This is a genomic window from Nocardioides cavernaquae (assembly GCF_003600895.1).
GTDB classification, from domain to species: Bacteria; Actinomycetota; Actinomycetes; order Propionibacteriales; family Nocardioidaceae; genus Nocardioides; species Nocardioides cavernaquae.
This window is the reverse complement of record NZ_QYRP01000002.1, coordinates 1,873,632-1,900,051: the sequence shown is the minus strand read 5'-3', so window position 1 is coordinate 1,900,051 and position 26,420 is coordinate 1,873,632. Positions and strand designations below refer to the sequence as shown.

At 69.9% G+C, this 26,420-nt stretch carries 26 protein-coding genes and 1 tRNA gene; 8 read left to right on the top strand and 19 right to left on the bottom strand.

The annotated features are described in order from the left end of the window. Positions 1–41: 41 nt before the first annotated feature. The 4 genes from D4739_RS09265 to D4739_RS09250 are packed head-to-tail and all read right to left on the bottom strand — an operon-like array spanning position 42 to position 3,665. Positions 42–518 carry a MogA/MoaB family molybdenum cofactor biosynthesis protein gene (locus D4739_RS09265; protein WP_120060356.1) on the bottom strand — a complete coding sequence of 159 codons (477 nt, stop codon included), beginning with the start codon at positions 516–518 and terminating at the stop codon, positions 42–44. Continuing rightward, a complete protein-coding gene (moaC, locus tag D4739_RS09260; protein WP_120060355.1) occupies positions 515–1,039 on the bottom strand; it encodes a cyclic pyranopterin monophosphate synthase MoaC in 525 nt (174 codons plus the stop codon). Before moaC ends, D4739_RS09265 begins: the two co-directional genes overlap by 4 nt. After that, complete coding sequence (glp, locus tag D4739_RS09255) at positions 1,039–2,274, bottom strand: molybdotransferase-like divisome protein Glp (RefSeq protein ID WP_120060354.1); 1,236 nt, start codon at positions 2,272–2,274, stop codon at positions 1,039–1,041. Before glp ends, moaC begins: the two co-directional genes overlap by 1 nt. A 5-nt stretch (positions 2,275–2,279) precedes the next feature. After that, positions 2,280–3,665: a UTP--glucose-1-phosphate uridylyltransferase gene (locus D4739_RS09250; protein ID WP_120060353.1), complete on the bottom strand. Its 1,386-nt coding sequence runs from the start codon at positions 3,663–3,665 to the stop codon at positions 2,280–2,282. A gap of 59 nt (positions 3,666–3,724) precedes the next feature. Here D4739_RS09250 and D4739_RS09245 point away from each other — a divergent pair, with 59 nt between their 5' ends. After that, positions 3,725–4,333 (top strand): 5-formyltetrahydrofolate cyclo-ligase, encoded by a 609-nt coding sequence (locus D4739_RS09245; RefSeq protein WP_120060352.1) that lies wholly within the window; start codon positions 3,725–3,727, stop codon positions 4,331–4,333. A gap of 74 nt (positions 4,334–4,407) precedes the next feature. On the opposite strand, the gene D4739_RS09240 is transcribed toward D4739_RS09245, so the two are convergent. From D4739_RS09240 to D4739_RS09220, 5 genes are all read right to left on the bottom strand, one after another. Further along, positions 4,408–4,638, bottom strand: a complete 231-nt coding sequence (locus D4739_RS09240) for an FmdB family zinc ribbon protein (protein WP_120060351.1) — start codon at positions 4,636–4,638, stop codon at positions 4,408–4,410. Positions 4,639–4,817: 179 nt separating this feature from the next. Beyond that, a complete protein-coding gene (locus D4739_RS09235; protein ID WP_120060350.1) occupies positions 4,818–5,153 on the bottom strand; it encodes an MscL family protein in 336 nt (111 codons plus the stop codon). A gap of 72 nt (positions 5,154–5,225) precedes the next feature. Further along, a complete protein-coding gene (gene cpaB / locus D4739_RS09230) occupies positions 5,226–5,885 on the bottom strand; it encodes a Flp pilus assembly protein CpaB (RefSeq protein WP_120060349.1) in 660 nt (219 codons plus the stop codon). 74 nt (positions 5,886–5,959) lie between these two features. Beyond that, positions 5,960–6,190: a hypothetical protein gene (locus D4739_RS09225; RefSeq protein WP_120060348.1), complete on the bottom strand. Its 231-nt coding sequence runs from the start codon at positions 6,188–6,190 to the stop codon at positions 5,960–5,962. Beyond that, on the bottom strand, positions 6,187–7,371 hold the full coding sequence (locus D4739_RS09220; protein WP_238473591.1) for an LCP family protein: 1,185 nt from the start codon (positions 7,369–7,371) through the stop codon (positions 6,187–6,189). The genes D4739_RS09225 and D4739_RS09220 overlap by 4 nt, the downstream gene beginning before the upstream one ends. A 190-nt stretch (positions 7,372–7,561) precedes the next feature. Between D4739_RS09220 and D4739_RS09215 the strand changes: the two genes are divergently transcribed. Further along, a tRNA-Arg gene (locus tag D4739_RS09215) sits at positions 7,562–7,637 on the top strand. Between the two features lie 18 nt (positions 7,638–7,655). On the opposite strand, the gene D4739_RS09210 is transcribed toward D4739_RS09215, so the two are convergent. After that, the gene (locus tag D4739_RS09210; RefSeq protein WP_120060347.1) at positions 7,656–8,822 is read right to left on the bottom strand and encodes a saccharopine dehydrogenase family protein; all 1,167 of its coding nucleotides are present in this window, start codon (positions 8,820–8,822) and stop codon (positions 7,656–7,658) included. Positions 8,823–8,887: 65 nt separating this feature from the next. On the opposite strand from D4739_RS09210, the gene D4739_RS09205 reads away from it, so the two are divergent. Both D4739_RS09205 and D4739_RS09200 read left to right on the top strand, forming a co-directional pair. Further along, complete coding sequence (locus D4739_RS09205) at positions 8,888–10,882, top strand: beta-propeller domain-containing protein (protein WP_120060346.1); 1,995 nt, start codon at positions 8,888–8,890, stop codon at positions 10,880–10,882. A 74-nt stretch (positions 10,883–10,956) separates the two neighbouring features. After that, positions 10,957–11,226 (top strand): DUF2277 domain-containing protein, encoded by a 270-nt coding sequence (locus D4739_RS09200; RefSeq protein WP_120060345.1) that lies wholly within the window; start codon positions 10,957–10,959, stop codon positions 11,224–11,226. Positions 11,227–11,237: 11 nt separating this feature from the next. Here the strand turns inward: D4739_RS09200 and D4739_RS09195 are convergent, their stop codons facing one another. Next, on the bottom strand, positions 11,238–11,924 hold the full coding sequence (locus tag D4739_RS09195) for an iron-dependent transcriptional repressor DtxR (RefSeq protein WP_120060344.1): 687 nt from the start codon (positions 11,922–11,924) through the stop codon (positions 11,238–11,240). A 45-nt stretch (positions 11,925–11,969) separates the two neighbouring features. On the opposite strand from D4739_RS09195, the gene D4739_RS09190 reads away from it, so the two are divergent. After that, positions 11,970–13,625 carry a glycoside hydrolase family 13 protein gene (locus D4739_RS09190; RefSeq protein ID WP_120060343.1) on the top strand — a complete coding sequence of 552 codons (1,656 nt, stop codon included), beginning with the start codon at positions 11,970–11,972 and terminating at the stop codon, positions 13,623–13,625. 79 nt (positions 13,626–13,704) lie between these two features. On the opposite strand, the gene D4739_RS09185 is transcribed toward D4739_RS09190, so the two are convergent. From D4739_RS09185 to D4739_RS09155, 7 genes are all read right to left on the bottom strand, one after another. Beyond that, a complete protein-coding gene (locus D4739_RS09185; RefSeq protein WP_120060342.1) occupies positions 13,705–14,154 on the bottom strand; it encodes a MarR family winged helix-turn-helix transcriptional regulator in 450 nt (149 codons plus the stop codon). Then, positions 14,151–15,704 (bottom strand): MDR family MFS transporter, encoded by a 1,554-nt coding sequence (locus D4739_RS09180; RefSeq protein ID WP_238473590.1) that lies wholly within the window; start codon positions 15,702–15,704, stop codon positions 14,151–14,153. Before D4739_RS09180 ends, D4739_RS09185 begins: the two co-directional genes overlap by 4 nt. Before the next feature lie 507 nt (positions 15,705–16,211). Further along, positions 16,212–18,182, bottom strand: a complete 1,971-nt coding sequence (locus tag D4739_RS09175; protein ID WP_120060341.1) for an ABC transporter ATP-binding protein — start codon at positions 18,180–18,182, stop codon at positions 16,212–16,214. After that, positions 18,179–19,912, bottom strand: a complete 1,734-nt coding sequence (locus D4739_RS09170) for an ABC transporter ATP-binding protein (RefSeq protein ID WP_120060340.1) — start codon at positions 19,910–19,912, stop codon at positions 18,179–18,181. Before D4739_RS09170 ends, D4739_RS09175 begins: the two co-directional genes overlap by 4 nt. After that, positions 19,912–20,487: a TetR/AcrR family transcriptional regulator gene (locus D4739_RS09165; RefSeq protein ID WP_238473589.1), complete on the bottom strand. Its 576-nt coding sequence runs from the start codon at positions 20,485–20,487 to the stop codon at positions 19,912–19,914. The genes D4739_RS09170 and D4739_RS09165 overlap by 1 nt, the downstream gene beginning before the upstream one ends. A 60-nt stretch (positions 20,488–20,547) precedes the next feature. Beyond that, positions 20,548–21,189, bottom strand: coding sequence for a pyridoxamine 5'-phosphate oxidase (gene pdxH / locus D4739_RS09160; RefSeq protein ID WP_120060338.1), 642 nt, complete (start codon positions 21,187–21,189; stop codon positions 20,548–20,550). Between the two features lie 49 nt (positions 21,190–21,238). After that, entirely contained in the window at positions 21,239–21,658 is a 420-nt protein-coding gene (locus D4739_RS09155) for a MarR family winged helix-turn-helix transcriptional regulator (protein ID WP_120060337.1), read from the bottom strand. Positions 21,659–21,745: 87 nt separating this feature from the next. Here D4739_RS09155 and D4739_RS09150 point away from each other — a divergent pair, with 87 nt between their 5' ends. Both D4739_RS09150 and D4739_RS09145 read left to right on the top strand, forming a co-directional pair. Then, positions 21,746–23,242: an MFS transporter gene (locus D4739_RS09150; RefSeq protein ID WP_182920359.1), complete on the top strand. Its 1,497-nt coding sequence runs from the start codon at positions 21,746–21,748 to the stop codon at positions 23,240–23,242. Between the two features lie 174 nt (positions 23,243–23,416). Beyond that, positions 23,417–24,544 carry a citrate synthase 2 gene (locus D4739_RS09145; protein WP_120060335.1) on the top strand — a complete coding sequence of 376 codons (1,128 nt, stop codon included), beginning with the start codon at positions 23,417–23,419 and terminating at the stop codon, positions 24,542–24,544. A gap of 81 nt (positions 24,545–24,625) precedes the next feature. On the opposite strand, the gene D4739_RS09140 is transcribed toward D4739_RS09145, so the two are convergent. Then, entirely contained in the window at positions 24,626–25,090 is a 465-nt protein-coding gene (locus D4739_RS09140; protein WP_238473588.1) for a GNAT family N-acetyltransferase, read from the bottom strand. Between the two features lie 124 nt (positions 25,091–25,214). Between D4739_RS09140 and serC the strand changes: the two genes are divergently transcribed. Beyond that, a complete protein-coding gene (gene serC / locus D4739_RS09135; protein ID WP_120060333.1) occupies positions 25,215–26,333 on the top strand; it encodes a phosphoserine transaminase in 1,119 nt (372 codons plus the stop codon). Positions 26,334–26,420 lie beyond the last annotated feature (87 nt).

Below are 26,420 nucleotides of genomic sequence, written 5' to 3'. Positions count from 1 at the left end.
GCCCGTGACGAAGCGTGACGGGCCACCTCATGGAGGCGGGGTCAATGGTCACTGCCGGTGATCTGTTCGACGGCGTGCATCAGGACCCCGTCGAGCGCGGCGAGCCCGTCCTTCACGCCGCCCTTCGAACCGGGGAGGTTCACGATCAGGCAGTTGCCGGAGATGCCGGCCAGCCCGCGCGACAGGGCTGCGGTGGGTACGCCGTTGGCGATGCCGCGCATGCGGATCGCATCGGCCAGGCCGGGTACGGGTACGTCGATGAGCGGGCGCGTCATCTCGGGCGTCTTGTCGGTCGGCGTCAGGCCGGTGCCACCGGAGGTGAGGATCACGCGGGCACCACGCGAGAGGGCCTTCAGCATGGCTTCCTTCACGGGCTTGCCGTCAGGCACGACGATCGACGCGACGTCGAATCCCCAACCCTGCAAGGCTTCCACGATCACCGGACCGGTCTCGTCCTCGTAGACACCAGCCGCTGCGCGGTTGGAGGCGATGACGACGAAGGCCTTGGGCGCGCTCACTCCGCCACCGGCCGACCATGCTGGATTGCCTGCTCCGCCCGGCTGTACTCCCCCGACTTGCCGCCCGTCTTGGTGTCGACGCGCACGTCGGTGATCGTCGCGGCCTTGTCGACGGCCTTGACCATGTCGATCACGGTCAGCCCCGCAACCGCAACGGCCGTCAGGGCCTCCATCTCGACACCGGTGCGGTCGGTGGTCTTCACGGTCGCACTGATCTCGACAGCGTCATCCGCGACCGACAGGTCGACGGTGACTCCGGAGACCGCGAGCGGGTGGCACAGCGGGATCAGCTCGGGGGTCTTCTTCGCGCCCATGATGCCGGCGATGCGGGCAACGGCCAGCGCATCGCCCTTGGGCACTCCCTCACCCCGCAGCAGACCGATTACGGTCGGCGAGACCAGGACCCGACCCGAAGCGGTGGCAACGCGGGTGGTGACGGCCTTCTCCGAGACGTCCACCATGCGCGCGGCACCGGTCTCGTCGACATGGGTCAGGCCCTGCCCATCAGTCTGGCCGCCCATCAGAAGTCCACATCCAGCAACATGACCTGCACGCTATCGCCAGCCGCGACCTCGGTGACGTCCTCGGGCACCACGATCAGCGCATTGGACGCGGCCAGGTCGCCGAGCAGGTGCGAGCCGTGTCCGCCGACGGGTGCCACCAGCGCCGCGTCGTACGAGCCGCGGACGAACTGGCGCTTGCCGGCGGCCGAGGTGAAGCCCTTCGTGCAGCGCGCCGTCCGCTGCGGCATCGAGGCGCGTGCCTTGCCCTGCATCGTGCGGATCGCGGGCAGGACGAAGAGCTGGAAGGAGAGGTACGCCGAGACCGGGTTGCCCGGCAGCGTGAAGACCGGCGTGCTGTCGTCCCCGACGGTGCCGAAGCCCTGTGGCTTGCCCGGCTGCATCGCGACGTCACCGAACCAGACGGTGCCGAGCCCGGAGAGTGCCGCCTTCACGACGTCGAAGTCGCCCTGGCTGACGCCACCACTGGTCACCACGATGTCGGCGCGGACGAGCTGGTCGGTCAGTCGCTCGAGGAAGGCGTCGGGATCGTCGGAGACCGAGCTCGCCCGGTACGCCGAGGCACCGGCCGCGCGCGCTGCCGCAGCGAGCATGTACGAGTTGGACTCGTAGATCTGCCCGGGTCCCAGCGGGTGGCCGGGCTCGCACAGCTCGCTGCCGGTGGACAGGATCACCACGCGTGGACGCGGACGGGCACTGACCCGGGCCTGGCCGACGGCAGCCAGCAGCCCGATCTGGCGCGGGCCGAGAACCGTGCCGGCCTCGACGAGCAGGTCGCCGACCTCGACGTCCTCGCCCCGGGAACGGATGTTGGCCCCCTCGCGCGGCGCCTGGTGGATCAGCACCTCCTGCGCGCCACGGTCAGTCCACTCGTAGGGGACGACGGCGGTCGCACCGGGCGGCACGGGAGCGCCGGTCATGATCTTGATCGCGGTCCCCGGGACCAGCTCGGAGAGCGCCGCGGCACCGGCCTCGATCGCGCCGACGACGGGAAGGTGGATCGGGGCATCGGAGCGGGCGTCGGCGACGTCGTGCCAGTGCACGGCGTAGCCGTCCATCGCGGAGTTGTCGAAGGTCGGCAGGGCGACAGCGGCCCGCACGTCCTCGGCCAGGGTCAGGTCGAGCGCGTCGAGGACCGGCACCGCGACCGCGGGCAGCGGCTCGACCGCCGCCAGGATCCGCGCGACATGGTCGTCAACGGGCGTGGCGGAGCGCCCGGCGCCGCAAGCATCCATCCCGGTCAGTCCTCGGGGCCGAGGACGGAGGCCGCGGCGACGCGGCGCGCGACGTCAGGCTTCTGCAGGGCGACCTCGCCCTTGACCTGGACTCCCCGCTCGAAGGTCCAGTCGCCGTCGACGACGAAGCTGGTCGCCTCGCGCAGCGAGGGAGCGCCGTCCGGGAAGCGCTTGTCGAACTCGCCCACGAACCGGAAGAAGTCCGGGTCCAGACCGACGTAGGGCACGTCGGCCGCAGCCCGGTCGAGCACGAAGTCGGTGCCGATGTCGTAGACGTCGGAACGGAGGACCAGCAGGTCGTCGGTGGTCTTCACCGGGACGAAGCGGTCGCGGCCGACCTCGATCGTGGTCGCACCGTCGAAGATCTCGATCGCGGCACCCATCGCCGTCTCGATCTGGATCACCTTCGGCGTCGAGGGGTCGGCCGGGTCGACGCTCTTCTCGTTGCGGATCAGCGGCAACCCGAGCACGCCGTCGCGGGCGACGAGGGCTGCCTTCATCGCAGCGGTGTCGAACCACAGGTTGTTGGTCGACATGTAGCGGTGGCGAGCCAGGTCGGCGAGCGCCTCGCGGTCGCTGTCCAGGGTCTGCGCCGACTCGCGCAGGACGATGCGCCCGTCGACCTTGCGGCGGGCGAAGTGGCCGCCCTTGCGGTCGCTCGGCGTGCGGCGGACCGCCTCGATCGCGAACGGCGCGCCCGACTGCGCGAACCAGCCCGCGACGCGGGCGTCCGGGACGGCACCGAGGTTGTCGGAGTTGGAGACGAAGACGTGGCGGTAGCCCGCGTCAATCAGCTTGTCGAGCAGGCCCGTCCCGAGCAGCGCGGTGTAGAGGTCGCCGTGCCCGGGCGGACACCACTCGAGGCTCGGGTCCTTGTCGTGGCGGACCGGCTCGAGCGAGCCGACCAGCAGCTTGGGCTCCTTGTTCTGCAGGAACTCCAGCGGCAGGCCCTCCACCGGAAGGGCGTCGTAGCGCTCCAACGCGGCCATGGTGTCGGCGCTCGTGCGGAAGCTGTTCATGAACATCAGCGGCAGCGGCGCGTCGTACTCGGCACGGAGGTGGAGCACCTGCCGGGCGATGATGTCGAGGAACGAGAGGCCGCGGCGCACGCAGAGCAGGGACTTCGCGCGGTCCATGCCCATCGACGTGCCGAGGCCGCCGTTGAGCTTGATCACCGCGGTGTGCCGGATCGCCTCGGTCGCCACGTCGTCGGGGACGGTCACGTCCGCGAGCGAGTCCATCTCGTGCGGTTCGATGGTCGACTCGGGGATCTTCCCCGTCTCACCGAGCTCCAGCAGCCGGAAGTAGTGGGCGAAGACCTCGATCGCCGTGGGATCCACGCCGGCATCGCTCATCTTGTTGCGGGCTCGATCCAGCGCCTTACTAGCCATACCCTCGATCGTAGGCCGATCGGCGAGGACGTGCGGGCGGGACCCCTAGTCTGGTCCGCATGTCGGAGTACGCCGCCGGGACCGGACCAGACCAGAGCCCGGCGCTGCGCGCCGCCAAGACCTCGCTGCGCGACCAGCTGCTCGCCGCGCGTCGACAGCTCCCCCTGTCCGCGGTTGCCACGGGTGCCCGCGCCACCGCCGAGCTGCTGCTCGCCGCTCCCGAGGTACGCCGGGCGGCCACGGTCGCGGCGTACGTGTCGCTCGGCAGCGAACCCGGCACCGCAGTGCTGCTCGACGCGCTCAGGGCAAGCGGGAAGCGCGTGATCCTCCCGGTGCTGCTGGCGGACAACGACCTCGACTGGGCGGCGTACGACGGCGAGCTGGGTCCCGCCCCGCGCGGGCTGCTGGAGCCCACCGGCGAGCGCCTGGGCGTCGATGCGATCGCGACCGCCGACGTCGTCCTCGTGCCGGGGCTGGCGGTCGGAGCAGACGGCATCCGCATGGGGCGCGGCGGAGGTTCCTACGACCGGGCGCTCGGCCGCGTGCCCGTCGGGACGTTCATGTGCGTCCTGCTCCACGACGGCGAGCTGCTCGCATCGGTGCCGTCCGAGCCCCACGACCGACCGGTCACAGCCGCGGTAACGCCGTCAGCCCTCACCCGCTTCTGACGCTTCTCACCGCCGAAAGGTCACCAATGGCGAGTCGAGAGGCCAGGTCTGGCGCCTCGACAGGTCAAGTCTGGTCAGCTGCTGGCGGCAGGAGCGGCGGGCTTCGCCGGGCTGCTGCTCGAGCTGGAGCTGCGCGAGTCGGTGCGGTAGAAGCCCGAGCCTTTGAAGACCACGCCCGCGGCGCTGAACACCTTGCGGAGCTTGCCACCGCAGTCGGGGCAGACGGTGAGCGCGTCGTCGGAGAAGCTCTGGACCTGCTCGAAGGCGTGGTCACACTCAGTGCAGGCGTACTGGTAGGTCGGCACGAGGCGCTCCTCTCGGACGGTTCGGCGGCTGTCGGTGCTGTTCGTGTCACGCAGGTGGCTGGCACTCCGGCCAGCCGACTGCCAATGATACGGGAAAACGAGAAACCCGCCTCCCCGGCGGGGAGACGGGCCTCTCGAAAGCTGGAGCCTGACGGCCCGTGGAGAAGTGGATCAGTGGATCACTTGGCGAGCGAGTCGCGGATCTGCGTCAGGATGTCCAGCTCGGACGGGCCCGCGGCCTCGGCCGGGAAGAACTTCTCCTTGGCCTTCGTGTAGGGCACCACGATGAAGAAGTAGACGACCGCGGCGAGCAGCACGAACGAGATGACAGCGTTCAGGAACGCACCGAACGAGTTCTCCTTGTTGGAGAAGTAGTCCGCAGCGCTCTCGGGCATCTGCGCCGTCAGCCAAGCCACGAAGCTCGTGACGACGAGGCCGAACGACGTCGCCATGATGAACGCGACAGCAACCTCGATCAGGTTGCCGCGGAGGATGAAGTTCTTGAAACCGGACATGCGTTGATCTCCTTCGAGACGCGGGAGGCCCCCAGCCATCCGAGCGACTGGGAACACGTGGTGGCCAGCACCTTATCCGTCGATGGCGACGCTCAGAAGGCCACGCGCGGCGTGACCCGTAACGATTTCGGCCACAGCCGGTGACACCTGAATGACCACGATGCGTCCACGGGATGCCACAGCGGACTGGCTCGCGCCATCGATCGCAGGCAGCGCCAGAACGCGCACGCCGCGGGCCACCGTCACGCCCACTGGCTCGGCGCTCGCCGGATCACCCGAGAGGAGATCGATGCGATCCCCCACCCGGAGCAACGCCACCGTGTCGCCATCGGTGATCCGCACGGGAAGCGCCACCTGACCATCAGCTCCCCTCAGCAGGCCCGGCCCGACCACCCGCACCTCGGTGATCACCTCGCCGCGCCGGACCGGAGTCGCCAGCTGGCGCCCGACCGGGGAGCCCACAACTCCGTCCGGCACGTCGTCGGGCGGCACGGCCGCCTCGACCAGGTCGTCGTCGGCCAGCACCGTGCCCGCAGCCAGATCGCTGCCCGCCCGCAGCACCGTCACGGTCTCTGCAGGTGGCGGTGCCACCGAACGCAGCGCTGCGAACGCAGCAAGGCAGACGAGCACGGCGGCCAGCAACCGCCGGTGCCCGAGCACCACCCGGCGTACGCCGTGGCGCAGGGTCTCGACGCGAACGCGGAACGAGGCGCGCGGATCAGGGTTCTCCATGCCGCGACGCTAGGACGGATCCACGATCGCTCGCCGCGCTCCTCCACAGGCACGCGACCCGAGCGCGAGAAGCCTCAGCCGTGGTGCGGCGGCACCTGCCGCTTGAGCCAGGCCTCGGACGTGCCGGCATCGCCCGAGGCGTCGGGATCGCGGTCGTCGCGGGTCGACTCAGGCAGGACGTCACCGAAGACGGCGGCCAGGCGGGCGCGTCGCTTCCATGCCGGCTCCTTCGCAGGGACCGACCCAGCGGAGGACTCAGCAGCCGGCTCAGCGCCGGACTCGACGGCGGGTGTCTCGTCGCTCATGCGCAGAGCCCGTTCTCCTCGGCGATCTCCTCGGCCGACTTCGTCGGCTCGTCAGACGGCTCGTCGGACGGGGACGAGCTGGGCGAGCTCGACGGAGACGGCTTGTCGCTCGCGCCGGGCGACTCGTCGGCGGTCACCGCCTCGGACGACAGGCGCTTGCTCAGCGGCAGGTCCTTGCGGATCTTGCGCCACAGCTCCTTGGACTCCTCGGTCTTCCAGATCAGCCGGTTGGGGTTCTCCGGCCAGAAGCTCCACGGCACGGTGATGAACTTGATGTCGCTGAGCTTGATGTCGCGGAACTGCGCACCCAGGTCCGCCATCTCCTTGAGGTTGCCCATCGCCTTGTCGACGGTGAGCGACTTGGTGGCGGCCTTGAGGAAGTTGATCAACCGGACCGGGTTGCCGAGCGTCTGGCCACTCAGGACCTTGTTGACCATCGAGGCGATGAAGACCTGCTGGCGCTTCATGCGGCCGATGTCGCCGTTGGCGGAGATGTTGGACCGCACCCGCACGTAGTCGAGCGCCTCCTTGCCCCGCACCTCGCGGCGGCCGGCGTCGAGGTGGATGTTGCCGTGGGTGTCGTTGACCTCTTCGGGGACACAGATTTCCACGCCGTCGACAGCGTCGACCATGTCCTTGAAGCCACTGAAGTCGACAACCACGAAGTGGTCGATGCGGATGCCGGTGAGCTGCTCGGTCTGCTGCACCGTGCAGAGCGGACCGCCGTAGGAAAAGGCGTCGTTCCACATGGCGAAGCCGCCCGGGATCACGTCGCCGTTCTTCTTCTTGCACTCGGGCCGCTCGACCATCGCGTCACGCGGCAGGCTGACGCCGTAGGCCTGCTTCCGGTCGGCCGAGAGGTGCAGCAGCATGGTGGTGTCGGAGCGCTGCCCGCCGCCGGTCAGCCCGTCGATGTTGTTGGCGCCATCGCGCGAGTCCGACCCCATGACCAGCACGTTGATCGGCTGGCGGTCGCCCTCGACCTTCTCCTTGACGGGCCTGTTGGTCAGGGTTTCGATGGAGACGACGTTGAGGTTCCCGTTGAGCGTCCGGTACGTGTAGGAGACGAAGAGCATCACGCCGACAGTCAGGAAGACGATGCCGTAGCTGAACGCCTTCGCGATCCGATGCCTCGGGAGCGCGTCGGCCCGGTGGCGGGCCACGGCGTTCTCGTCGCTCAACGGGCTCTTCTCTCTGACGTCTCCCGGCCCGCTGTTGCAGACCTCCGGGGCAGGCTATCGACCGACCTTGTGACGATTCTCTCCGGTGAACCTGAGAACGGACAAAATGCGGAGATCGCCGCCCGCAGCGAGCCCACGCGCTTCGCGTGCGAGGATGTACGCCGTCGCGACGGGCCCGCCCGCACGACCCGCCCCAGTAGCTCAGTGGATAGAGCAGCCGCCTCCTAAGCGAAAGGTCGCAAGTTCGACTCTTGCCTGGGGCACCACAGGCACTTCATCAGGGCTCAGCGCACCAGCTCGAACTTGATGCCCGCCTTGCGCAGCCGGCTGAGCAGGTTCTCCCCCATCGCCTGGGCGGTGGTGACCATGCCGGCGGTCGGCGGGTTCGAGTCGAGGACCAGGCACAGGGCGGACTCCGCGAGCATCTTCGAGGTCTCGGTGTAGCCGGGGTCGCCGCCGGACACTCGGGTGTGCACGGTCTCTCCCGCGGACTCGCCGACGAAGTCGACGGTGAACCACGACTTCCGGCGGCGAGCCTCGTCCGGGCCCGATCCCTGCGGGACCTTCCGGCCGAGGAACTCACGCAGCGGCTTCACCTGGGCAGCTCCCGCCAGAGCCGCGAAGCCGGCGGCGCCGCCCGCGGCGTACCGCAGCGTCCTGGTGCCGGCGTAGTGCGAGTAGCGGAAGTCGGGACCGTAGGACTTCAGCGCGGCACCGCTGCGCGCGACGACACCGGGGTCGATCGTCGGCAGCGGGAGCAGCCAGTAGCCGAGCAGCTTGTCGCGGTGCGGCTTGCCGGTGACCGCGCGGCTCTTGCGGCCGAGCAGCTTCGGCTCGGCCCTCTTGCGCGCCTGGTGGGCCGCACGCATCTGCCGGGCACGCGGCGCGGAGCCGAGGAACGAGTGGAAGGTGCCGCCGGAGAACGTCGCATTCGACCGTACGACGCCGCGCAGCGTCACCGGCCCACTCGCATCGAGGTGCTGGACGGTGAAGAACGCGCCGAGGTCGTGAGGGATCGAGTCGAAGCCGCACGCGTGCACGATGCGCGCGCCGGAGGCCTCCGCGGCGGCGTGGTGCCTGACGTACATCTCGTCGATGAACTCGGGCTCGCCGGTGAGGTCGACGTAGTCGGTGCCGGCAGCCGCGCAGGCCGCGACCAGCGGCTCCCCGTGCTCGAGGTACGGCCCGACGGTGGTGATGACGGCCTTCGCGCGCTCGACGACCGCGCGCAGCGCGGACTCGTCGGTGACGTCGGCAACGAGGACGTCCATCGTCTCCAGGCGCGGGTCGATGGCGGCCAGCCGCTCACGCACCGCGGCCAGCTTCGCCTCGCTGCGACCGGCGATCGCCCACGTCAGGCGGGCCGGGGCGTTGCGGGCGAGGTACTCCGCGGTGAGCCCACCGGTGAAGCCGGTGGCGCCGAACAGGACGATGTCGAAGTCGCGACTCATGACCCCACTCTGCCCCACTCCTCGCGCCCGGGGAACCGGACCCCGGTCCCCCGCGTCCCACTGACATGTTGACCTCACGCACCCTCGTCCGGGGCGGCCTGGCTGCCGGTGTCGCCGTGGCCGCACTCGGTGGCGCGTTCGCCCTCGGCGCCAACGTCGGCGACGACCCGTCCCCGGCCCCGGGCAGCAGCAACAAGCCCGTGCAGCGCGTGGCGAAGGCCGGCGATCCGCTGGGCTCCGGCGACCTCGCGCTGGTGTCCGCCGGGACCTGCGACGACCTGCTCGGCTGGTACCAGGAGAACACCCGCGACATGGTCACCGCGTGGGGCTGGGGCGGCGGGATGATCTACGCCGAGGGGGGCGGGCCCTGGGTGAACATGCAACGCCGGACCTTCGCCCTCGACAACCTCAACTCCGTGGCTGACGCACCCGTCGCCGCGGCTGCCGGCAAGGCCCTCGACGGCTCGCAGAGCTCCAGCGAGACCGGCACCAACGTGCAGGAGTCCGGGGTGGACGAGCCGGACGTCGTGAAGACCGACGGCAAGATCCTGATCCGCCTCGACGGCGACGACCTGACGACGTACTCCGTGGCGGGGAAGACCCCCGAACGGCTGAGCCGCCTCGACCTCCCGGGCACCCACCGCGGCGACCTGCAGCCGGACATGCTGCTCGTCGGCGACCGGGTCGTCGTGTTCTCGCAGCAGTGGAACCAGGACGGCCCCCAGACCACAGTGCAGACCGTCGACCTCTCCGACCCGAAGTCTCCGGAGGTGGTCGGAGAGTCCCGGTACGACGCGTCATTGCTCTCCGCGCGCCAGTACGGCGAGACGGTGCGCCTCGTCCTCGCCACCGATCTGCCCCAGCTGGACTTCGTGCAGCCGCAGGGCAAGTTCACCCAGCGCGAAGCGCTGAAGGAGAACCGCAAGGTGCTCGCGGAGTCGACCATCGACGAGTGGCTCCCGGCCGTGCGCGACACCGCCGACGGGGCCGCAGGCGACGCCGCCCAGCTCGTCGACTGCAGCGACATGAGCCGCCCCGAGGACTTCACCGGCGGCGGCAGCGTCTCCGTCGTCGGCTACGACCCGTCGACTCCGACCGACCGCTCGACGACGGGCGTCGCGACCTCCTCGCAGACCGTCTACTCCTCGACCGACCGGCTCTACCTGGCCACCTCGGCCTCCTTCGGCTGGCGCGGTGGGTGCTGCGACGTCCTGGTCGACCGCGTCGCACCCCCGGGCTGGGGCGGAGGCTCGCCGGACGACGGCACCACCCAGCTCCACGCGTTCGCGCTCGACGGCCCCACTGCGGCGTACGTCGGGTCGGGCGAGGTCGAGGGCACCGTCCGCGACCGCTGGTCGATGGACGCCGTCGACGGGACGCTGCGGGTCGCCGCGGGTCCGTCCTCGGAGACCGGCAACTCCAACTCGATCGTCACGCTGAAGGAGGAGGACGGCGACCTGGTCCCCCTCGGCCGTGTGGACAAGCTCGGCGTCAACGAGCAGATCATGTCCGTGCGCTGGTTCGACGACCTGGCGATCCTGGTGACGTTCCGGCAGGTGGATCCGCTCTACGCGATCGACCTGAGCGACCCGGCGCACCCGAAGGAGGTCGGTTCGCTGAAGATCCCCGGCTACTCCGACTACCTCCACCCGATCGGCAAGGACCGGATCCTCGGCCTCGGGGTCGATGCCGACAACCGCGGCATGACGCGCGGCGGCCAGGTGGCCGTCTTCGACCTCGCCGACCTGCGCAAGCCGCGCCAGCTCGGCGTGGAGAAGTACTCCACCAACATCGAGGTCCGCGCCGGCCAGGACCCGCGCCAGTTCACCTGGCTTCCGGACCAGCAGACCGCGCTGACCGTGATCTCCCGCTACGGCCGCGCCGGCGGCATGACCGCCTGGATCTCCGTGCTCGAGGTCGCCAAGGACGGCTCGATCGACCGCCGCAACGTCAAGGGCACCGAGGGGTACGCCGACGTGGCAGCGCTGCGCACCGTCCCGCTCCCCGATGGCCGCGTCGTCCTCGTCACCGAGAGCAGCGCCGAGTTCCTGGCGCTCTGACCGGCAGTCGAGTGCGCAGCGCCCTGGCGACTGGAGCCACCTGCGCACTCGACTCGCGGCGTACCGTTTGAGGCATGTGCCGGAACATTCGCCCACTGAACAACTTCGAGCCGCCCGCGACCCCCGACGAGGTGACTGCGGCTGCGCTGCAGTTCGTCCGCAAGGTCAGCGGCACCGTCAAGCCGTCGCAGGCCAACCAGGCTGCCTTTGACGAGGCCGTTCACGAGATCGCGCACATCACCGCGCACCTGCTGGAGAAGCTCGTGACCACTGCCCCGCCCAAGGACCGCGAAGCGGAGGCGCAAAAGGCCCGGGCGCGAGCCCAGCTCCGCTACGGCAGCTGACCGCGCAGGCGCTACCGACGAGTGACGAAGATGTGGTCGGCCGCCTCGAGGACGATCTCGGCGGTCTCGCCGCCAGAGCCGACCAGCACACCCTCACGAGTGACGGCAACGGTCACGGTCTTGTCGGGCAGGGCGCCGGCACGGCGGAGAGCCGCCATGAGCGCCTCGTCCTTCTGCACCTCTTCGGAGATGCGACGGACGTGGACCCGCTGCTCGCCGGGGCCGGTGATCGCGGAGAGCGGCTCGACACCGGTCATGAAACCGTCGCCGGTCTCGGTCTCGCCCAGCTCATCCAGGCCCGGGATCGGGTTGCCGTAGGGCGACTCCGTGGGGTGGTCGAGCAGCTCGATGAGCCGGCGCTCGACGGTCTCGGAGATGACGTGCTCCCAGCGGCAGGCCTCGGCATGCACGAGCTCCCAGTCGAGCCCGATGACGTCGGTGAGCAGGCGCTCGGCGAGCCGGTGCTTGCGCATGACCCGAGTGGCGAGGCGCATGCCTTCCTCGGTGAGCTCGAGGTGGCGGTCGCCCTCGACCGTGAGCAGGCCGTCGCGCTCCATGCGGGCCACGGTCTGCGAGACGGTCGGGCCGCTCTGGTGCAGGCGCTCCGCGATGCGTGCGCGCAGGGGAACGATGTCCTCCTCGACGAGCTCGTAGATCGTCCGGAGGTACATCTCGGTGGTGTCGATGAGATCGCTCACGGACCCCATCCTGCCGTATTCATGGGCGCATGACAGAGTCGAGCCATGGCTGAGACTGTTGCTGGGACAGCGGCTTCGTCGTCCACGCCCTGGTGGCTGCACGCGGTCTGCTACCAGGTCTACGTCCGTTCGTTCGCTGACTCCGACGGTGATGGCGTCGGCGACCTGCCCGGCATCACGAGTCGGCTCCCCTACCTGCGCGACCTCGGTGTCGACGCCCTGTGGATCACGCCGTTCTACGTCTCCCCCCAGAAGGACGCCGGGTACGACGTCAGCGACTACTGCGATGTCGACCCGCTGTTCGGTGCGCTGGCCGACGCCGACGCGCTGCTGGAGCGCGCCCACGAGCTCGGCCTGCGGGTCATCGTGGACCTCGTGCCGAACCACACCTCGAGCGAGCACCCGTGGTTCGTCGACGCGCTCGCGGCGGGGCCGGGCAGCCCGGAGCGGGACCGCTACCTCTTCCGGCCCGGGCGCATCGGGGCCGACGGCGTCGAAGGCCCGCCCAACAACTGGATCTCCCGTTTCGAGGGGCCGGCGTGGACCCGCGTTCCCACCGATCCGGAACGGCCGGACGGCCCTGGCGAGTGGTACCTCCACCTCTTCGACACCAGCCAGCCCGACCTCAACTGGCACAACCCGGATGTCCCGGCGATGTTCGACGGTGTGCTGCGCTTCTGGCTGGACCGTGGCGTCGACGGCATCCGCATCGACGTCGCGCACGGGCTCTTCAAGGCAGACGGCCTGCCGGACCAGACGCTGGCACCGGGCGAGTCCGCGGACCCGGGCGAGTCACTGATCACCCAGCGCCCGAGCCACACCCCGATGTGGAACCAGCCCGAGGTCCACGAGGTCTACCGCGGCTGGCACAAGCTGCTCGACTCCTACCCGGGCGAGCGCATGGCGATCGCCGAGGCGTGGGTGCGCGATCCGGGCGACATCGCCGATTTCGTCCGTCCCGACGAGCTGCAGCAGGCGTTCAACTTCCACTGGCTCGCGGCGCCGTTCTCGGCCTCGGCGTTCCGTGGGGTGATCGAGCAGACGCTCGCAGCCGTGCCCGCGCCGACCTGGGTGCTCGGCAACCACGACGTCGTGCGGGCGGTCACCCGCTACGGCGGTGGTCCTGTCGGGGTCGAGCGGTGGCGCGCGACGTTCCTGACGATGCTGGCGCTGCCGGGCTCGGCGTACCTCTATCAAGGGGCGGAGCTCGGCCTCCCCCAGGTCGACGTCCCGCCGGAGCTGCGCCAGGACCCCCGTGCCAACGTGCCCGGTCGCGGCGGACGCGACGGGTGCCGCGTGCCGATCCCGTGGTCAGGGGCCGCGCCGCCGTACGGGTTCGGGCCCGGCGACGGTCAGCCCTGGCTGCCCCAGCCTTCGTCGTGGGCCGAGCTCTCCGTGGAGGCCCAGACCGGCGACGACTCGTCGACACTCGAGTTCGTACGCCGCGCACTCGCGGTCCGCCACGATCTGCTGTCCGAGCTGGCCGGTGTCGAGCCCGAGCTGCACGTCTCCGGCACCGAGGACGAGCTGGTGATCCGCCGTGGGCCGCTGGTCTGCCACCTCAACACCGGCAGCGAGCCAATCGCGGCCGAGCACCGGGACCGGCTGCTCGCGGGAGCCACGGTCCTGCTGTGCAGCGGCTCAGATCCGAAGGCCCGGCCCGGCGACGCGAACACCGCCACCTGGCTCCACCGCCCCTGACCCCTTCCCACTCTCCCTCTCCCCCAGCCGAAAGGCCAGGCTTGGCGGGCCGAAAGGCCACCTTTGGTGCGGCGAGAGGTCAGTTCTGGTGGCCCGAGCCTTCGAGCGCGGCGTTGTAGCGCTCGAGCATCACCACGAACGCAGCGATCTCGTCGGGCGACCAGTCCGCCAGCCGGGCAGCGTAGATCGCGCGGCGATCGGCCAGCACGCCACCGATCCGGCGGGCACCGAGCTTCGTCAGCGTCAGCTGGTGGCCACGACCGTCATGGGGATCGTCGATCCGCTCGACCAGCTCGAGCTCGGCCAGCTGGGTGACCGCTCGACTCACTGCTGCCTTCTCGACGCACAGACCGGACACGAGGTCACGCTGACGGGACGGACCGAGGCGGTGCAGGCTCTCGAGCACGGCGTACCCGACCTCGCCGAGCGACGGGTCGACCGCCGCCGCGCGGTCCGCGGCCACGCGGCGTACGCGACGGCCGATCAACCGCATCTGGGCTTCGAGGGCGAGCAGTGGCTGGGTGCTCATGCGAGTGCCTCCAGCTCCTCGTCGCTGTGGATCGTGGAGCGCAGCGGCACCTCACGGAACAGCCAGACCAGCGCAGCCGTGATGACCGCGGCGGGGATCATCAGCAGGAAGACGTGACCGGTGGCCTCGCCATAGGCGCTGGTGACCACAGCACGCACCGCCGGCGGCAAGGTGGAGAGGTCGGGGATCTCCTGGTGACCCTCGTGCGGCAGCACGAGGCCGAGCTTCGCGAACCCGGCGGCGACGTGGTCGGTCACGCGGTGGCTCATCGCGGTGCCGAGCAGGGCGACACCGACCGCGCCACCCATCGTGCGGAAGGTCGCGACCAACGAGGATGCCGCGCCGACCTCGCTGTGCGGCACGGAGTTCTGTACGGCGAGAACCAGGTTCTGCTGGATCGCGCCGAGTCCGAGGCCGGTGATCGTCATCCAGATGCTGACCACCCACAGCGGGGTCGAGCCATCGATCGTGCCGAGCAGCGCGACGCCGACCGCGAGCACGAACGAGCCGACGATGAGCACGTTCTTCCACAGGCCCGTGCGGCTGATCCGTCGGCCGCTGCCGATGCCGGCCACGAGCAGGCCCATGACCAGCGGCAGCGACATCAGGCCGGCCTCGGTGGGGGTGAGCCCGTGCGAGAGCTGGAAGTACTGCGAGAGGAAGACCGTCGAGCCGAACATCGCGACGCCCACGCTCAGGCTGGCGATCACCGACAGGGTCACGGTCCGGTTCTTGAAGAGGTGCAGCGGGATCATCGGCTCGGCAACGCGGGACTCGACGAACACCAGCGCGACGAGTGCGGCCACGCCGAGACCGACCATGAGAGCGGTCGTGCCCGAGGCCCACGCGAAGCTCGAGCCCGCGAGCGAGACCCAGGCCAGCAGGATCGACAGGCCGGCTGCGATGAGCGTCGCGCCGAGGATGTCGACCTTGGCGTCGTTGCGGACCGTCGGCAGGTGCAGGGTCCGCTGGAGTACGACGAAGGCCAGGACCGCGAACGGGACGGCAACTCCGAAGCACCAGCGCCAGCCGAGCGTGTCCACGACCAGTCCGCCGATCAGCGGCCCGGACACGGTGGCGACCGCGAAGGTCGCACCGAGATAGCCGGAGTAGCGCCCGCGGTCACGCGGCGAGACGATGCTGGCGATGACGATCTGCACCAGCGCGGTGAGGCCGCCGACGCCGAGACCCTGGACCACACGGGCGCCGATCAGCATCTCCATCGAGGTCGCGAAACCGGCGAGGACCGACCCCGCGACGTACACGACGAGGGCGATCTGGACGAGCGCCTTCTTGTTGTAGAGGTCGGCGAGCTTGCCCCAGATCGGGGTCGTCGCAGTGAGCGCGAGCAGCGTCGCGACCATCACCCACGTGTAGCCGGACTCGGTGCCGTGCAGGTCGCCCACGATCACGGGCAGGGCGTTGGAGACGACCGTCGAGGAGAGCATCGCGACGAACATCGCGAGCAGCAGCCCGGACATCGCCTCCAGCACCTCGCGGTGGGTCATGGCGGTCGGCGCCAGGTCATTCTGGGGTGCTGCGGTGCTCACGGGTTCTCCTGCAAAGTCGTTGTCAAAGTCAACGATTGCAGATTTGGTTGCGCTCCGCAACCTTTTCCTTTGTGACGCCCGTCCCGCTCCCCCGCCGAGATGTTGGTCGTGGCCCGCCGAGAGGTCAGGTGTGGCATGCCGAGAGGCCAGGTTTGGCGGCGCGAAAGGTCAGCGCTGGCGAAATGGGAACGACCCGCAGGCCTGTGTTGTCCGGCCAGGACAACAGCCGGGGCCTGCGGGTCGCGGGGACTGCGGTGGATTCGCAAGAGGCGATGCCGACCGGAGTCAGAGCATCGGCTGCTAGCGCGCAGCCACCTCACGTGTCCTCGAAGCATGCATTGCGTCGATCACCTCCTTTCCCGTGTCCTTCGACGGTACGCCGCGCCCGGCAGGCCGTCGACCGGTTTTCTGGCGAGCGCCGAAACTGACCCTTCGGCACCCCAAACCTGACCTTTCGGCGCGCCACACCTGACGGCTCGGCACGCCAAACCTGGCCATTCGGCGGGGTCAGACGGCTTCCTCCACGGGCGCCTCGAACTGCGAGCGGTAGAGCGCGGCGTACGCCCCGTCCGCCGACAGCAGCGAGGAGTGCGTGCCCTGCTCGACGATCTGGCCGGCCTCCATCACCAGGATCAGGTCGGCGTCGCGGATGGTGGAGAGCCGGTGCGCGATCACGAACGAGGTGCGGTCGGAGCGCAGCGCCGCCATCGCGTGCTGGAGCAGCAGTTCCGTGCGGGTGTCGACCGACGAGGTGGCCTCGTCGAGGATCAGCAGCGCAGGGTCGGACAGGAACGCGCGCGCGATCGTGATCAGCTGGCGCTCACCAGCAGAGATGCCACCGGTCTCGCCGGTCAGCACCGTGTCGTACCCGTCCGGCAGGGAGTGGACGAACCGATCCACGAACGTCGCCTGGGCCGCCTCGAGGATCTCCGCCTCCGAAGCCGAAGGACGGCCGTAGGCGATGTTCTCCCGGATCGTGCCCTCGAAGAGCCAGGTGTCCTGGAGGACCATGCCGATCCGGTCCCGCAGCACCGGGCGCGGCATCGTGGCGATGTCGACCCCGTCAAGCGTGATCCAGCCGCCGTTGAGCTCGTAGAACCGCAGGATCAGGTTGACCAGCGTGGTCTTGCCGGCGCCGGTCGGGCCCACGATCGCCACTGTCTGACCGGGAGCGACCTCGAGCGAGAGGCCCTCGATCAACGGCCGCGACGGATCGTAGGAGAACGACACGTCCTCGAACCCGACAGCACCCCGCGACAGCACAGCGCCACCTTCACCGGAGGGCTCAGCAGACTCGTCCGGTGCGTCGAGCAGCTCGAAGACCCGCTCGGCCGACGCGACACCCGACTGCAACAGGTTGGCCATCGAGGCGACCTGCGTGAGCGGCTGGGTGAACTGGCGGGAGTACTGGATGAAGGCCTGCACGTCGCCGAGCGACATCGAGCCACTGGCCACCCGGAGACCGCCGACGACCGCGATCGCGACGTACTGCAGGTTCCCGACGAACATCATCATCGGCATGATCAGCCCGGAGACGAACTGCGCGCCGTACGACGCCTGGTAGAGCCCCTCGTTCTGCTCGGCGAAGGTGCGCTCGACCTCCGGGCGGCGACCGTAGACCCGCACCAGCGCGTGGCCGGAGAAGGTCTCCTCGATGTGCGCGTTGAGCGTGCCCGTGCGGCGCCACTGGTCGACGAAGAGACCCTGCGAGCGGCCCATGACCTGCTTGCTGATCACCAGCGTGAGCGGGATCGTCACGAGGGCGATCAGCGCCAGCAGGGGCGAGATCCACAGCATCATCGCGAGTACGCCGACCACGGTGAGCAGCGACGTCAGCAACTGCGAGAGCGTCTGCTGCAGGGACTGGGCGACGTTGTCGATGTCGTTCGTCACGCGCGACAGGAGCTCGCCGCGCGGCTGCTTGTCGAAGTAGCTCAGCGGCAACCGGTGCAGCTTGTCCTCGACCTCGTCACGCAGCTCCGAGACCGTCTTCTGGACCAGGTCGTTGACCAGCCAGCCCTGCATCCAGCCGGTGAGCGCAGCCGCGACGTAGACGCCGAGCACGACCAGCAGGGTGAGCCCGACAGCGCCGAAGTCCACGCCGACGCCGGGGATCACGTCCATGCCCGAGAGCATGTCCGCCATCTTGTCGTCACCGGTGGCACGCAAGCCCTCGATCGCCTGCTCCTTGGTGGTGCCGGCGTCGCCGATCCTGTGACCGAGGACGCCGTTGAAGATCAGGTCCGTCGCGTGGCCGAGGATCTTCGGCGCGACGACCATGAAGGCCACCGACGCCACGCCGAGGACGAGCAGGCCGATGATGCGCAGCCGCTGCGGAGCCATCCGGCGGAACAGCCGCTTGGCCGACGGCCCGAAGGCAAGGGACTTCTGCGCGACCATGCCACCTCCGAACGGGCCGCCGCGACCGGGCCCGCCGGGAGCGACGATGCGCTCGGTGGTCTTCATCGTGCCGCTCATGCGACCTCCTCCGCGGTGAGCTGGGACGTGACGATCTCCTGGTAGGTCGGGCAGTCCTCGATCAGCGACGCATGGGTGCCGAGACCGACCACCCGCCCGTCGTCGAGTACGACGATCTGGTCGGCCTCCAGGATCGAGCTGACCCGCTGGGCCACCACGATCACGGTCGCGGCGGCGGTGACCGGCCCGAGCGCCCGGCGCAGTCGGGCGTCGGTGGCGACGTCGAGCGCGGAGAAGGCGTCGTCGTAGAGGTGGATCAGTGGCTGACGCACGAGAGCTCGCGCGATGGCGAGGCGCTGCCGCTGCCCACCACTGAGGTTGGTCCCTCCCTGCGAGACCGGGGCATCGAGGCCCTCGGCCATGGCGCGCACGAAGTCCTCGCCCTGGGCGATGCGCAGCGCGGCCCACAGCTCCTCGTCCGACGCGTCCGCCCTGCCATAGGAGAGGTTCGACCGGATCGTCCCGCTGAACAGGAACGCCCGCTGTGGCACCAGGCCGATCAGGCCCCACAGCGACTCCTCGTCGAGGTCACGCACGTCGATCCCGTCGATGCGCACCGCGCCCGACGTCGCGTCGTACAGGCGCGGGACGAGGTCCATCAGCGTGGTCTTGCCGGCACCGGTCGAGCCGACGATCGCGGTGGTCTCCCCCGGACGGGCAGTGAACGAGATGCCGGTGAGCACCGGGTCAACGGCACCCGGGTACGCGAAGGAGACGTTGTCGAAGGTGACCTCGCCCCGCGGATCCGCGAGCACCACCGGTGACGCCGAGGGCACGATGGACGGCTCCGTCGAGAGCACCTCGACGATGCGGTCGGCGCAGACCGCCGCGCGCGGCACCTGCACGAGCATGAAGGTCGCCATCATCACCGACATGAGGATCTGCATCAGGTAGCTCATGAAGGCGGTCAGCGCGCCGATCTCCATCTGGCCCTCGTCGATCCGGTGCGCGCCGAACCAGTAGACCCCCACGATCGAGACGTTCATGATCAGCATGACCGCAGGGAACATGCTGCCCATCCACCGACCCGTCGAGGTCGCGGACGCGGTCAGCTCGGCGTTGGACCGCCCGAAGCGGGCACGCTCGTCGGGCTCCCTCACGAAAGCGCGTACGACGCGGATGCCCGTGATCTGCTCGCGCAGGATCCGGTTGATCGTGTCGATGCGACCCTGCATCAGCTTGAAGCCCGGCACCATGCGACTCACGATGAAGCCGACCGTGACCAGCAGCGCCGGCACGCAGATCGCGAGCAGCCAGGAGAGACCGAAGTTCTCGCGCATCGCCATCACGATGCCGCCGAGCATCATGATGGGCGCGGAGACCAGCATGGTCAGGGACATCAGGACGAGCATCTGCACCTGCTGCACGTCGTTGGTGCCGCGCGTGATCAGGCTCGGCGCACCGAACTGCGAGATCTCCTGGCTGGAGAAGTCGCCGACGCGGTGGAAGAGGTCGCGGCGTACGTCGCGCCCGAAGCTCATCGCGACGCGGGCGCTGTAGCGGACCGCGATGATGCTGCATGCGATCTGGCCCAGCGAGACGGCGAGCATCACGCCACCGATGCGCACGATGTAGCCGCTGTCGCCGAGCGCCACGCCGCGGTCGATGATGTCGGCGTTCAAGCTGGGCAGGAACAGCATCGCCAGCGTGCCGACGAACTGGAGCCCGACGACGATCGCCAGCCAGGGCAGGTAGGGGCGCAGGTGACTGCGCATGAGGCGGAGCAGCATCAGTCGGTCTCCTTCAGCGTGCCGTGGAGCACGACGTCGACGATCTGGTCGGGGGTGAGCAGCCGGCCCTCGGAGATGTGGGGGTGGCTGCCGGAGAAGGTGAGGAGGCGGCCCAGCCGGACCACTTCGTCAACCTGGATCCGGAACTGGTCCGCGTCGGGCTCGATCAGCGCCGTGGTGAGCTCGTTGACCCGTCGCCGCCAGTCCCCCTGCTGCTTGACCGACAGCGGAGGCTGGGTCATCCCCATGATCGACATCAGCTCGAAGATCGAGGCGAAGCGGTCCTGGAAGACGCCGACGATGGCGAGCAGCCGCTCACGCAGGTCGGCGGCGGGGTCGACCGCCTCGAGCTTCTCGATCAGCTCGGTCGGGTCGAACGCCTTCTCCAGCGTGCACAGGAAGAGCTCGTCCTTGGTGGCGAAGACCCGGAAGATCGTGCCCTCGGCGACACCTGCCGCCTCGGCGACCTGACGGGTCGTGGTGGCGCGGCCGTGCTCACGGAGAAGCGGCAGGGTCGCCTCGATGAGGGCGGCCCGACGGTCGTCGGGCGCCATCGGTGCAGCTCGTTTGGACATGCCAACCAGTGTAAGTGAGTGAGCACTCACTCATCAAGTGGATTGGGGGCGACCCGGGCCTCAGGGCGCGAGGCGCTCCAGGGCCCACTCCTCCCCCTCGCCGGCGCCGGCGAGGCGGTAGCGCACACGGTCGTGCAGGCGGTTGACCCCGCCCTGCCAGAACTCCACCAGCGTCGGCTCGACGACGTACCCTCCCCAGCCGTCGGGCACCGGCACCTCGTCCGGGTACGCCGCGTCGGCGGCGACGAAGCGCGCGTCGAGCTCCTCGCGGCTCACGACCTGCGACTGCGGCGAGGCCATCGCGCCGAGCTGAGCCCCGCGCGGCCGCTTCGCGAAGTACGCCGCGACCTCGGCGTCGGCGAGCGGCACGGCCACCCCCTCGACCCGCACCTGGCGCTGGAGCCCGTGCCACGGGAACAGCAGCGCGCAGCGCGGATTGGCGGCGAGCTCGAGGCCCTTGCGCGAGCGCTGGTTGGTGTAGAAGGCGAACCCCCGCGCGTCGAGTCCCTTGAGCAGCACGATCCGGCTCGACGGCTGGCCCTCGGCGGAGACCGTGGCGAGGATCATCGCGTTGGGCTCGTCGAGCTCGCCGGCATCGGCGAACCAGCGGCGGAACATCTCGATCGGATCGGCCGGCATCCCGGACTCGTGGAGCCCGGCGGCGGCATACTCCGCACGAAGCGAAGCCAGGTGCTCGTTCATGTCCCCATCATGACGCGGGCTCGGGACAACCCGGCGCCCACGCCCCGGCTCAGTCCCGAGCGAGGCAGTCGGTGCCGTTCTCGCGCAGCACCTGGCGCTGCGTCGGCCGCGCATCGGCGTAACGATCGCGCCCAGCGGCCGTCAGCCCGACGTACTGCGCGCGCCGGTCCTCGGAGCACGTACGCCGCTCGAGCAGGCCGTCGTTCTCCAGCCGCGCGACCAGTCGCGACAGGGCGCTCTGGCTGAGATGGGCGCCCTCGCCGAGCTCGCGCAGGCGCATGCTGCACTCGTCGGCGCGATGGAGCTGCTGGAGCACCTCGAACTCACTGGCCGTGAGCCCGTGTGCCGCGCCGAGCTCGCGGTCGAGCGCGCACATCAGCCGCTGGTAGCGGCCCATCAGCTGGTGCCACTCGTCGGCAAGGCGCTCGTCGGTCGACGACGGTGCGCGATCGGAGCGTGCGGAGGACATGCCGCCACGATAGCAGATGCATCCGCATCTTATGTTTACGCAAATGTTGCTTGCGCATCTAATGCACATGCATGCATGCTGGTGGGCATGTCCACCGACACCCCCACCTTCCGAGCCGCCCACGAGGCGACCTCCGCGCCCGAGCCGGCGACCTCAGCCGGCACCATCCACGACGCCCAGGGCTGGAGCTCCCGCACCTGGCTGCTCCTCGTCGTCCTCTGCGGCGCACTCTTCCTCGACGGCCTCGACATCTCCATGGTCGGCGTCGCCCTCCCCTCGATGGGCACCGACCTCGGCATGACGCCCGCCGGCCTGCAGTGGATCGTCAGCGGCTACGTCCTCGGCTACGGCGGCCTGCTGCTGCTCGGCGGCCGCGCGGCCGACCTGCTCGGGCGGCGCCAGGTCTTCCTGACCGCCGTGGCCGTCTTCGGCGTTGCCTCTGTCGTGAGCGCGCTGCTGTCCAGCCCGGAGGCCATCGTCTCGCTGCGCTTCGTCAAGGGCGTGGCCGCGGCCTTCACGGTGCCGGCCGGACTGTCCATCATCACGACGACGTTCGTCGAGGGGCCCGCGCGCAACAGGGCCCTCGGCATCTACACCGTCGTCGGTGCCAGCGGCTTCTCGCTCGGCCTGGTCTTCGGCGGCCTGCTCACCGAGGTGGGCTGGCGCGCGGTGTTCCTGCTGCCCGGCCCGATCGCCCTGCTCCTCGTCGTGGTCGGCCTGCGGGTGGTCCCCCGCTCGCAGCGCACCGTCGCCCGGATCCGCGACTTCGACCTGACCGGCGCCGTGACCAGCACCGCCGCACTCCTGCTGCTGGTCGTCGGCGTCGTCGAGGCCCCCACCCGAGGGTGGACCGACGGTTTCGTCCTCACCACCCTGATCGCGAGCCTGCTGCTGGCCGTCGCCTTCGTCGTGACCGAGCTGCGCCACAGCTCCCCGCTCATCCGACTGGGCATCCTGCGGTCGTGGCACCTGGTCCACGCCAACGTGGCCGGCGCGATCATGGCCGGCGGCTACTTCGCCTTCCAGTTCCTGGTGACGCTCTACCTGCAGAACTCCCTGGGCTGGTCTCCGCTCGCGATGGCCCTCGGCTTCCTGCCGACCGGCCTGCTGGTCGTCGCCTCCTCGACGAAGATCGACCGCGTTCTCGCCCGCGTGCGCACCCAGGTGCTGATCGCGGTCGGCATGGCGGCCTTCCTCGCGGCGTACGTCCTGTTCCTGCGGGTCGACCCGGGGCTCGGCTACGTGCCGCTGCTGCTCCCCACCATGATCCTGCTGGGCATCGGCTTCGCCACGACCTTCCCGTCGATCAACGCCCAGGCCACCTCGGGCGTCGCCGATCACGAGCAGGGACTGGCCTCGGGCCTGGTCAACACCAGCGTGCAGATCGGCGGCGCGATCGTGCTCGCCATCATCTCCGCAGTGCTCGGCAGCGCGGCGGCCAGCGAGGGTCCGGCCCAGGTCGGCCAGCTGATCCCGGGCATGGTCGATGGCCTGCACGTGATCGTCGCAATCACCTCCGTGGGCGTGCTGGCTTCCTTCGCGCTCCTCGTGCCGAGGCGTCGCCCGGCTCCCACCATCGGCTGACCCGGGCAACGCCGTCCCGGCATGACCCGCTCCGACCTCGCGGCCCCGGCACCACGCCGGGGCCGCGGCGTACGCCTGTTGGGACGGCGCACGTGGCATCGGCGGCCGCGTGGGGCAGAATGCGGCAGCGGCGGTTCCCACCGGCCCGCCTGTCTCGACGAAGGAGTCCCATCCATGACCTCCGCGGAGAACAACGGCCCCGTCGTACACGAGGGCCTCGAAGGCGTCATCGCCTTCTCCACACAGATCGCCGAGCCGGACAAGGAAGGCTCAGCGCTGCGCTACCGCGGCGTCGACATCGAAGAGCTCGTCGGCCGCGTCCCGTTCGAGAAGATCTGGGGCCTGCTCGTCGACGGCGCCTTCGACCCGGGCCTGCAGCCCGCCGAGGCCTACTCGCTCCCCGTCCACACCGGCGATGTCCGCGTCGACCTCCAGTCCGCGATCGCGCAGCTCGCGCCCGCCTTCGGCATCACCTACACCTACGACTCGACGCCGGAGAAGGTCCGCGAGGACCTCGGCCGTGCGGCCGTCATGGTGCTCGCGTGGGCCGGCCAGTCCGCCCGCGGCGTCGGCCGCCCCGTCGTGTCGCAGAAGCTCGTCGACGAGGGCAAGACCCTCGCGGAGAAGTTCCTGATCCGCTGGCGCGGCGAGGCCGACCCGCGTCACGCCAAGGCGATCGACGCGTACTGGTCCTCCGCCGCCGAGCACGGCATGAACGCCTCGACGTTCACCGCACGCGTCATCACCTCGACCGGCGCTGACGTCGCCGCAGCCCTCTCCGGGGCCATCGGCGCCATGTCCGGCCCGCTGCACGGCGGCGCTCCCTCGCGCGTCCTCGGCATGATCGAAGAGGTCGAGCAGGTCGGCGACGCCCGCACCTACGTCAAGAAGCTGCTCGACGACGGCGAGCGCCTGATGGGCTTCGGCCACCGCGTCTACCGTGCCGAGGACCCGCGCGCCCGCGTCCTGCGCCGCACCGCCCAGGAGCTCGGCGCCGAGCGCTACGAGGTCGCCTCCGCCCTCGAGCAGGCTGCCCTCGCCGAGCTTCGCGAGCGCCGTCCGGACCGCGTGCTCGAGACCAACGTGGAGTTCTGGGCCGCGATCGTCCTCGACTTCGCCGAGGTCCCGGCCAACATGTTCACCTCGATGTTCACCTGCGCCCGCACGGGTGGCTGGTCCGCGCACATCCTCGAGCAGAAGAAGACCGGGCGCCTGATCCGCCCGTCCGCGGTCTACGCGGGCCCCGGCACGCGCAAGGCGCAAGAGGTCGAGGGCTGGCACGAAGACTGGATGCTCAGCTGACCCGTTGACACGGCGCAACATCGACCTTGACACGGCGCGAAGTTGCGCCGCCTCGACGTCGACCTTGCGCCGTGTCGACGTTCAGGGCAGTCGCTTGGCGAAGAAGTACGCGCCTGGGTGGCAGGCGTAGGTGCCCCAGCCGTCGTCGACGCGGTCGTAGCCCGACGACTCATAGAGCGAAATCGCCTCGGGCTGGCGGTCGCCGGTGTTGAGCACCATGACCTCGTGGCCGGCGGCGCGTGCCGTCGCCTCGAGGTGGGCGAGCATGATGCGCGCCAGACCCTGGCGCTGCGCCTCCTCGACGACGTACATCCGCTTGACCTCCGCAGTGCGCACAGTGCCGAGGCGGTCCAGCCCGACAGACCGCCAGGCCCCGGACACGACCGCGACCCCGTCGCGATAGCCCAGGTAGAAGACGCCCGTCGGCGGCGTGAAGTCGGCCGGGTCCATGGGCGACTCGTCCCCACTGCCGTAACGCTCCACGTAGATCGCCTGGACTCGCTCCATCAGCGCCACCGCATCCGGGTGCCCGAACGGGACGGCCACGATCTCCACTCTCCGGTCCTCCCTCTGGTCCCGGGAGCACCTCACGCCGCGGGGATGCCAGAATAGGCGTGCTGACAACGGAGTCAGGTTCTTCTGTAGACCGATCCGTGAAAGGCTTTCCCACGTGACCGACGTGATGATCCCCGCAGACCTGCTCCCCGCCGATGGCCGCTTCGGCGCCGGCCCCTCCAAGATCGCCCCCGGCGCCCTCGACGCGCTGGCCGCGACCGGCACCGCGCTGATGGGCACGTCCCACCGCCAGGCCCCGGTGAAGAACACCGTCGGCCGCGTTCGTGACGGCCTCAGCACCTTCTTCGCCCTGCCCGAGGGCTACGAGGTCGTCTTCGGCAACGGTGGCGCCACCTCCTTCTGGGACATCGCCACCTTCGGCCTGATCCGCGAGAAGTCGCAGCACCTGACGTTCGGCGAGTTCTCGAGCAAGTTCGCGAAGGCTGCCGCAGACGCCCCGTGGCTGGCCGCCCCGTCGATCATCAAGTCCGACCCGGGCACGCGTCCCGTCGCGGTCGCCGAGGAGGGCATCGACGTCTACGGCTGGGCCCACAACGAGACCTCGACGGCCGTCATGACCGACGTCATCCGCCCCGCGGGCGCTGCCGACGACGCTCTCGTCCTGATCGACGCCACCTCGGGCGCCGGTGGCCTGCCGGTCGACCTGAACCAGGTCGACGTCTACTACTTCGCCCCGCAGAAGTGCTTCGCCTCCGACGGTGGCCTGTGGTTCGCGATCATGTCGCCGCGCGCGCTGGAGCGGGTCGCCGAGATCAAGGCGTCGGGCCGCTTCGTCCCCGCCTTCTTCGACCTGACGACCGCGATCGACAACTCGCGCCTCAACCAGACCTACAACACCCCGTCCATCGCGACCTTCTTCCTGATGGCCGAGCAGCTGGACTGGATGAACGCCAACGGAGCCCTCAAGGGCATGGTCGAGCGCACCGCCGCCTCCTCCGACGCGCTCTACGGCTGGGCCGAGAAGACCGCCTACACCACGCCGTACGTCGCCGACCCGGCCGCGCGCTCGCTCGTGATCGGCACGATCGACTTCGACGACAACATCGACGCCGCGGCGATCGCCAAGGTGCTGCGCGCCAACGGCGTGGTCGACACCGAGCCCTACCGCAAGCTCGGCCGCAACCAGCTGCGCATCGCGATGTACCCGGCGATCGACCCGGCCGACATCGTCAAGCTGACCCAGTGCATCGACCACGTGGTCGGCAAGCTCTGACCAGCTGACACGTCGTACGACGGCGGCTGCGGGATTCCCGCGGCCGCCGTTGCGCATTTCACCTCCGGCAGTTTCACCGGTCGGCCG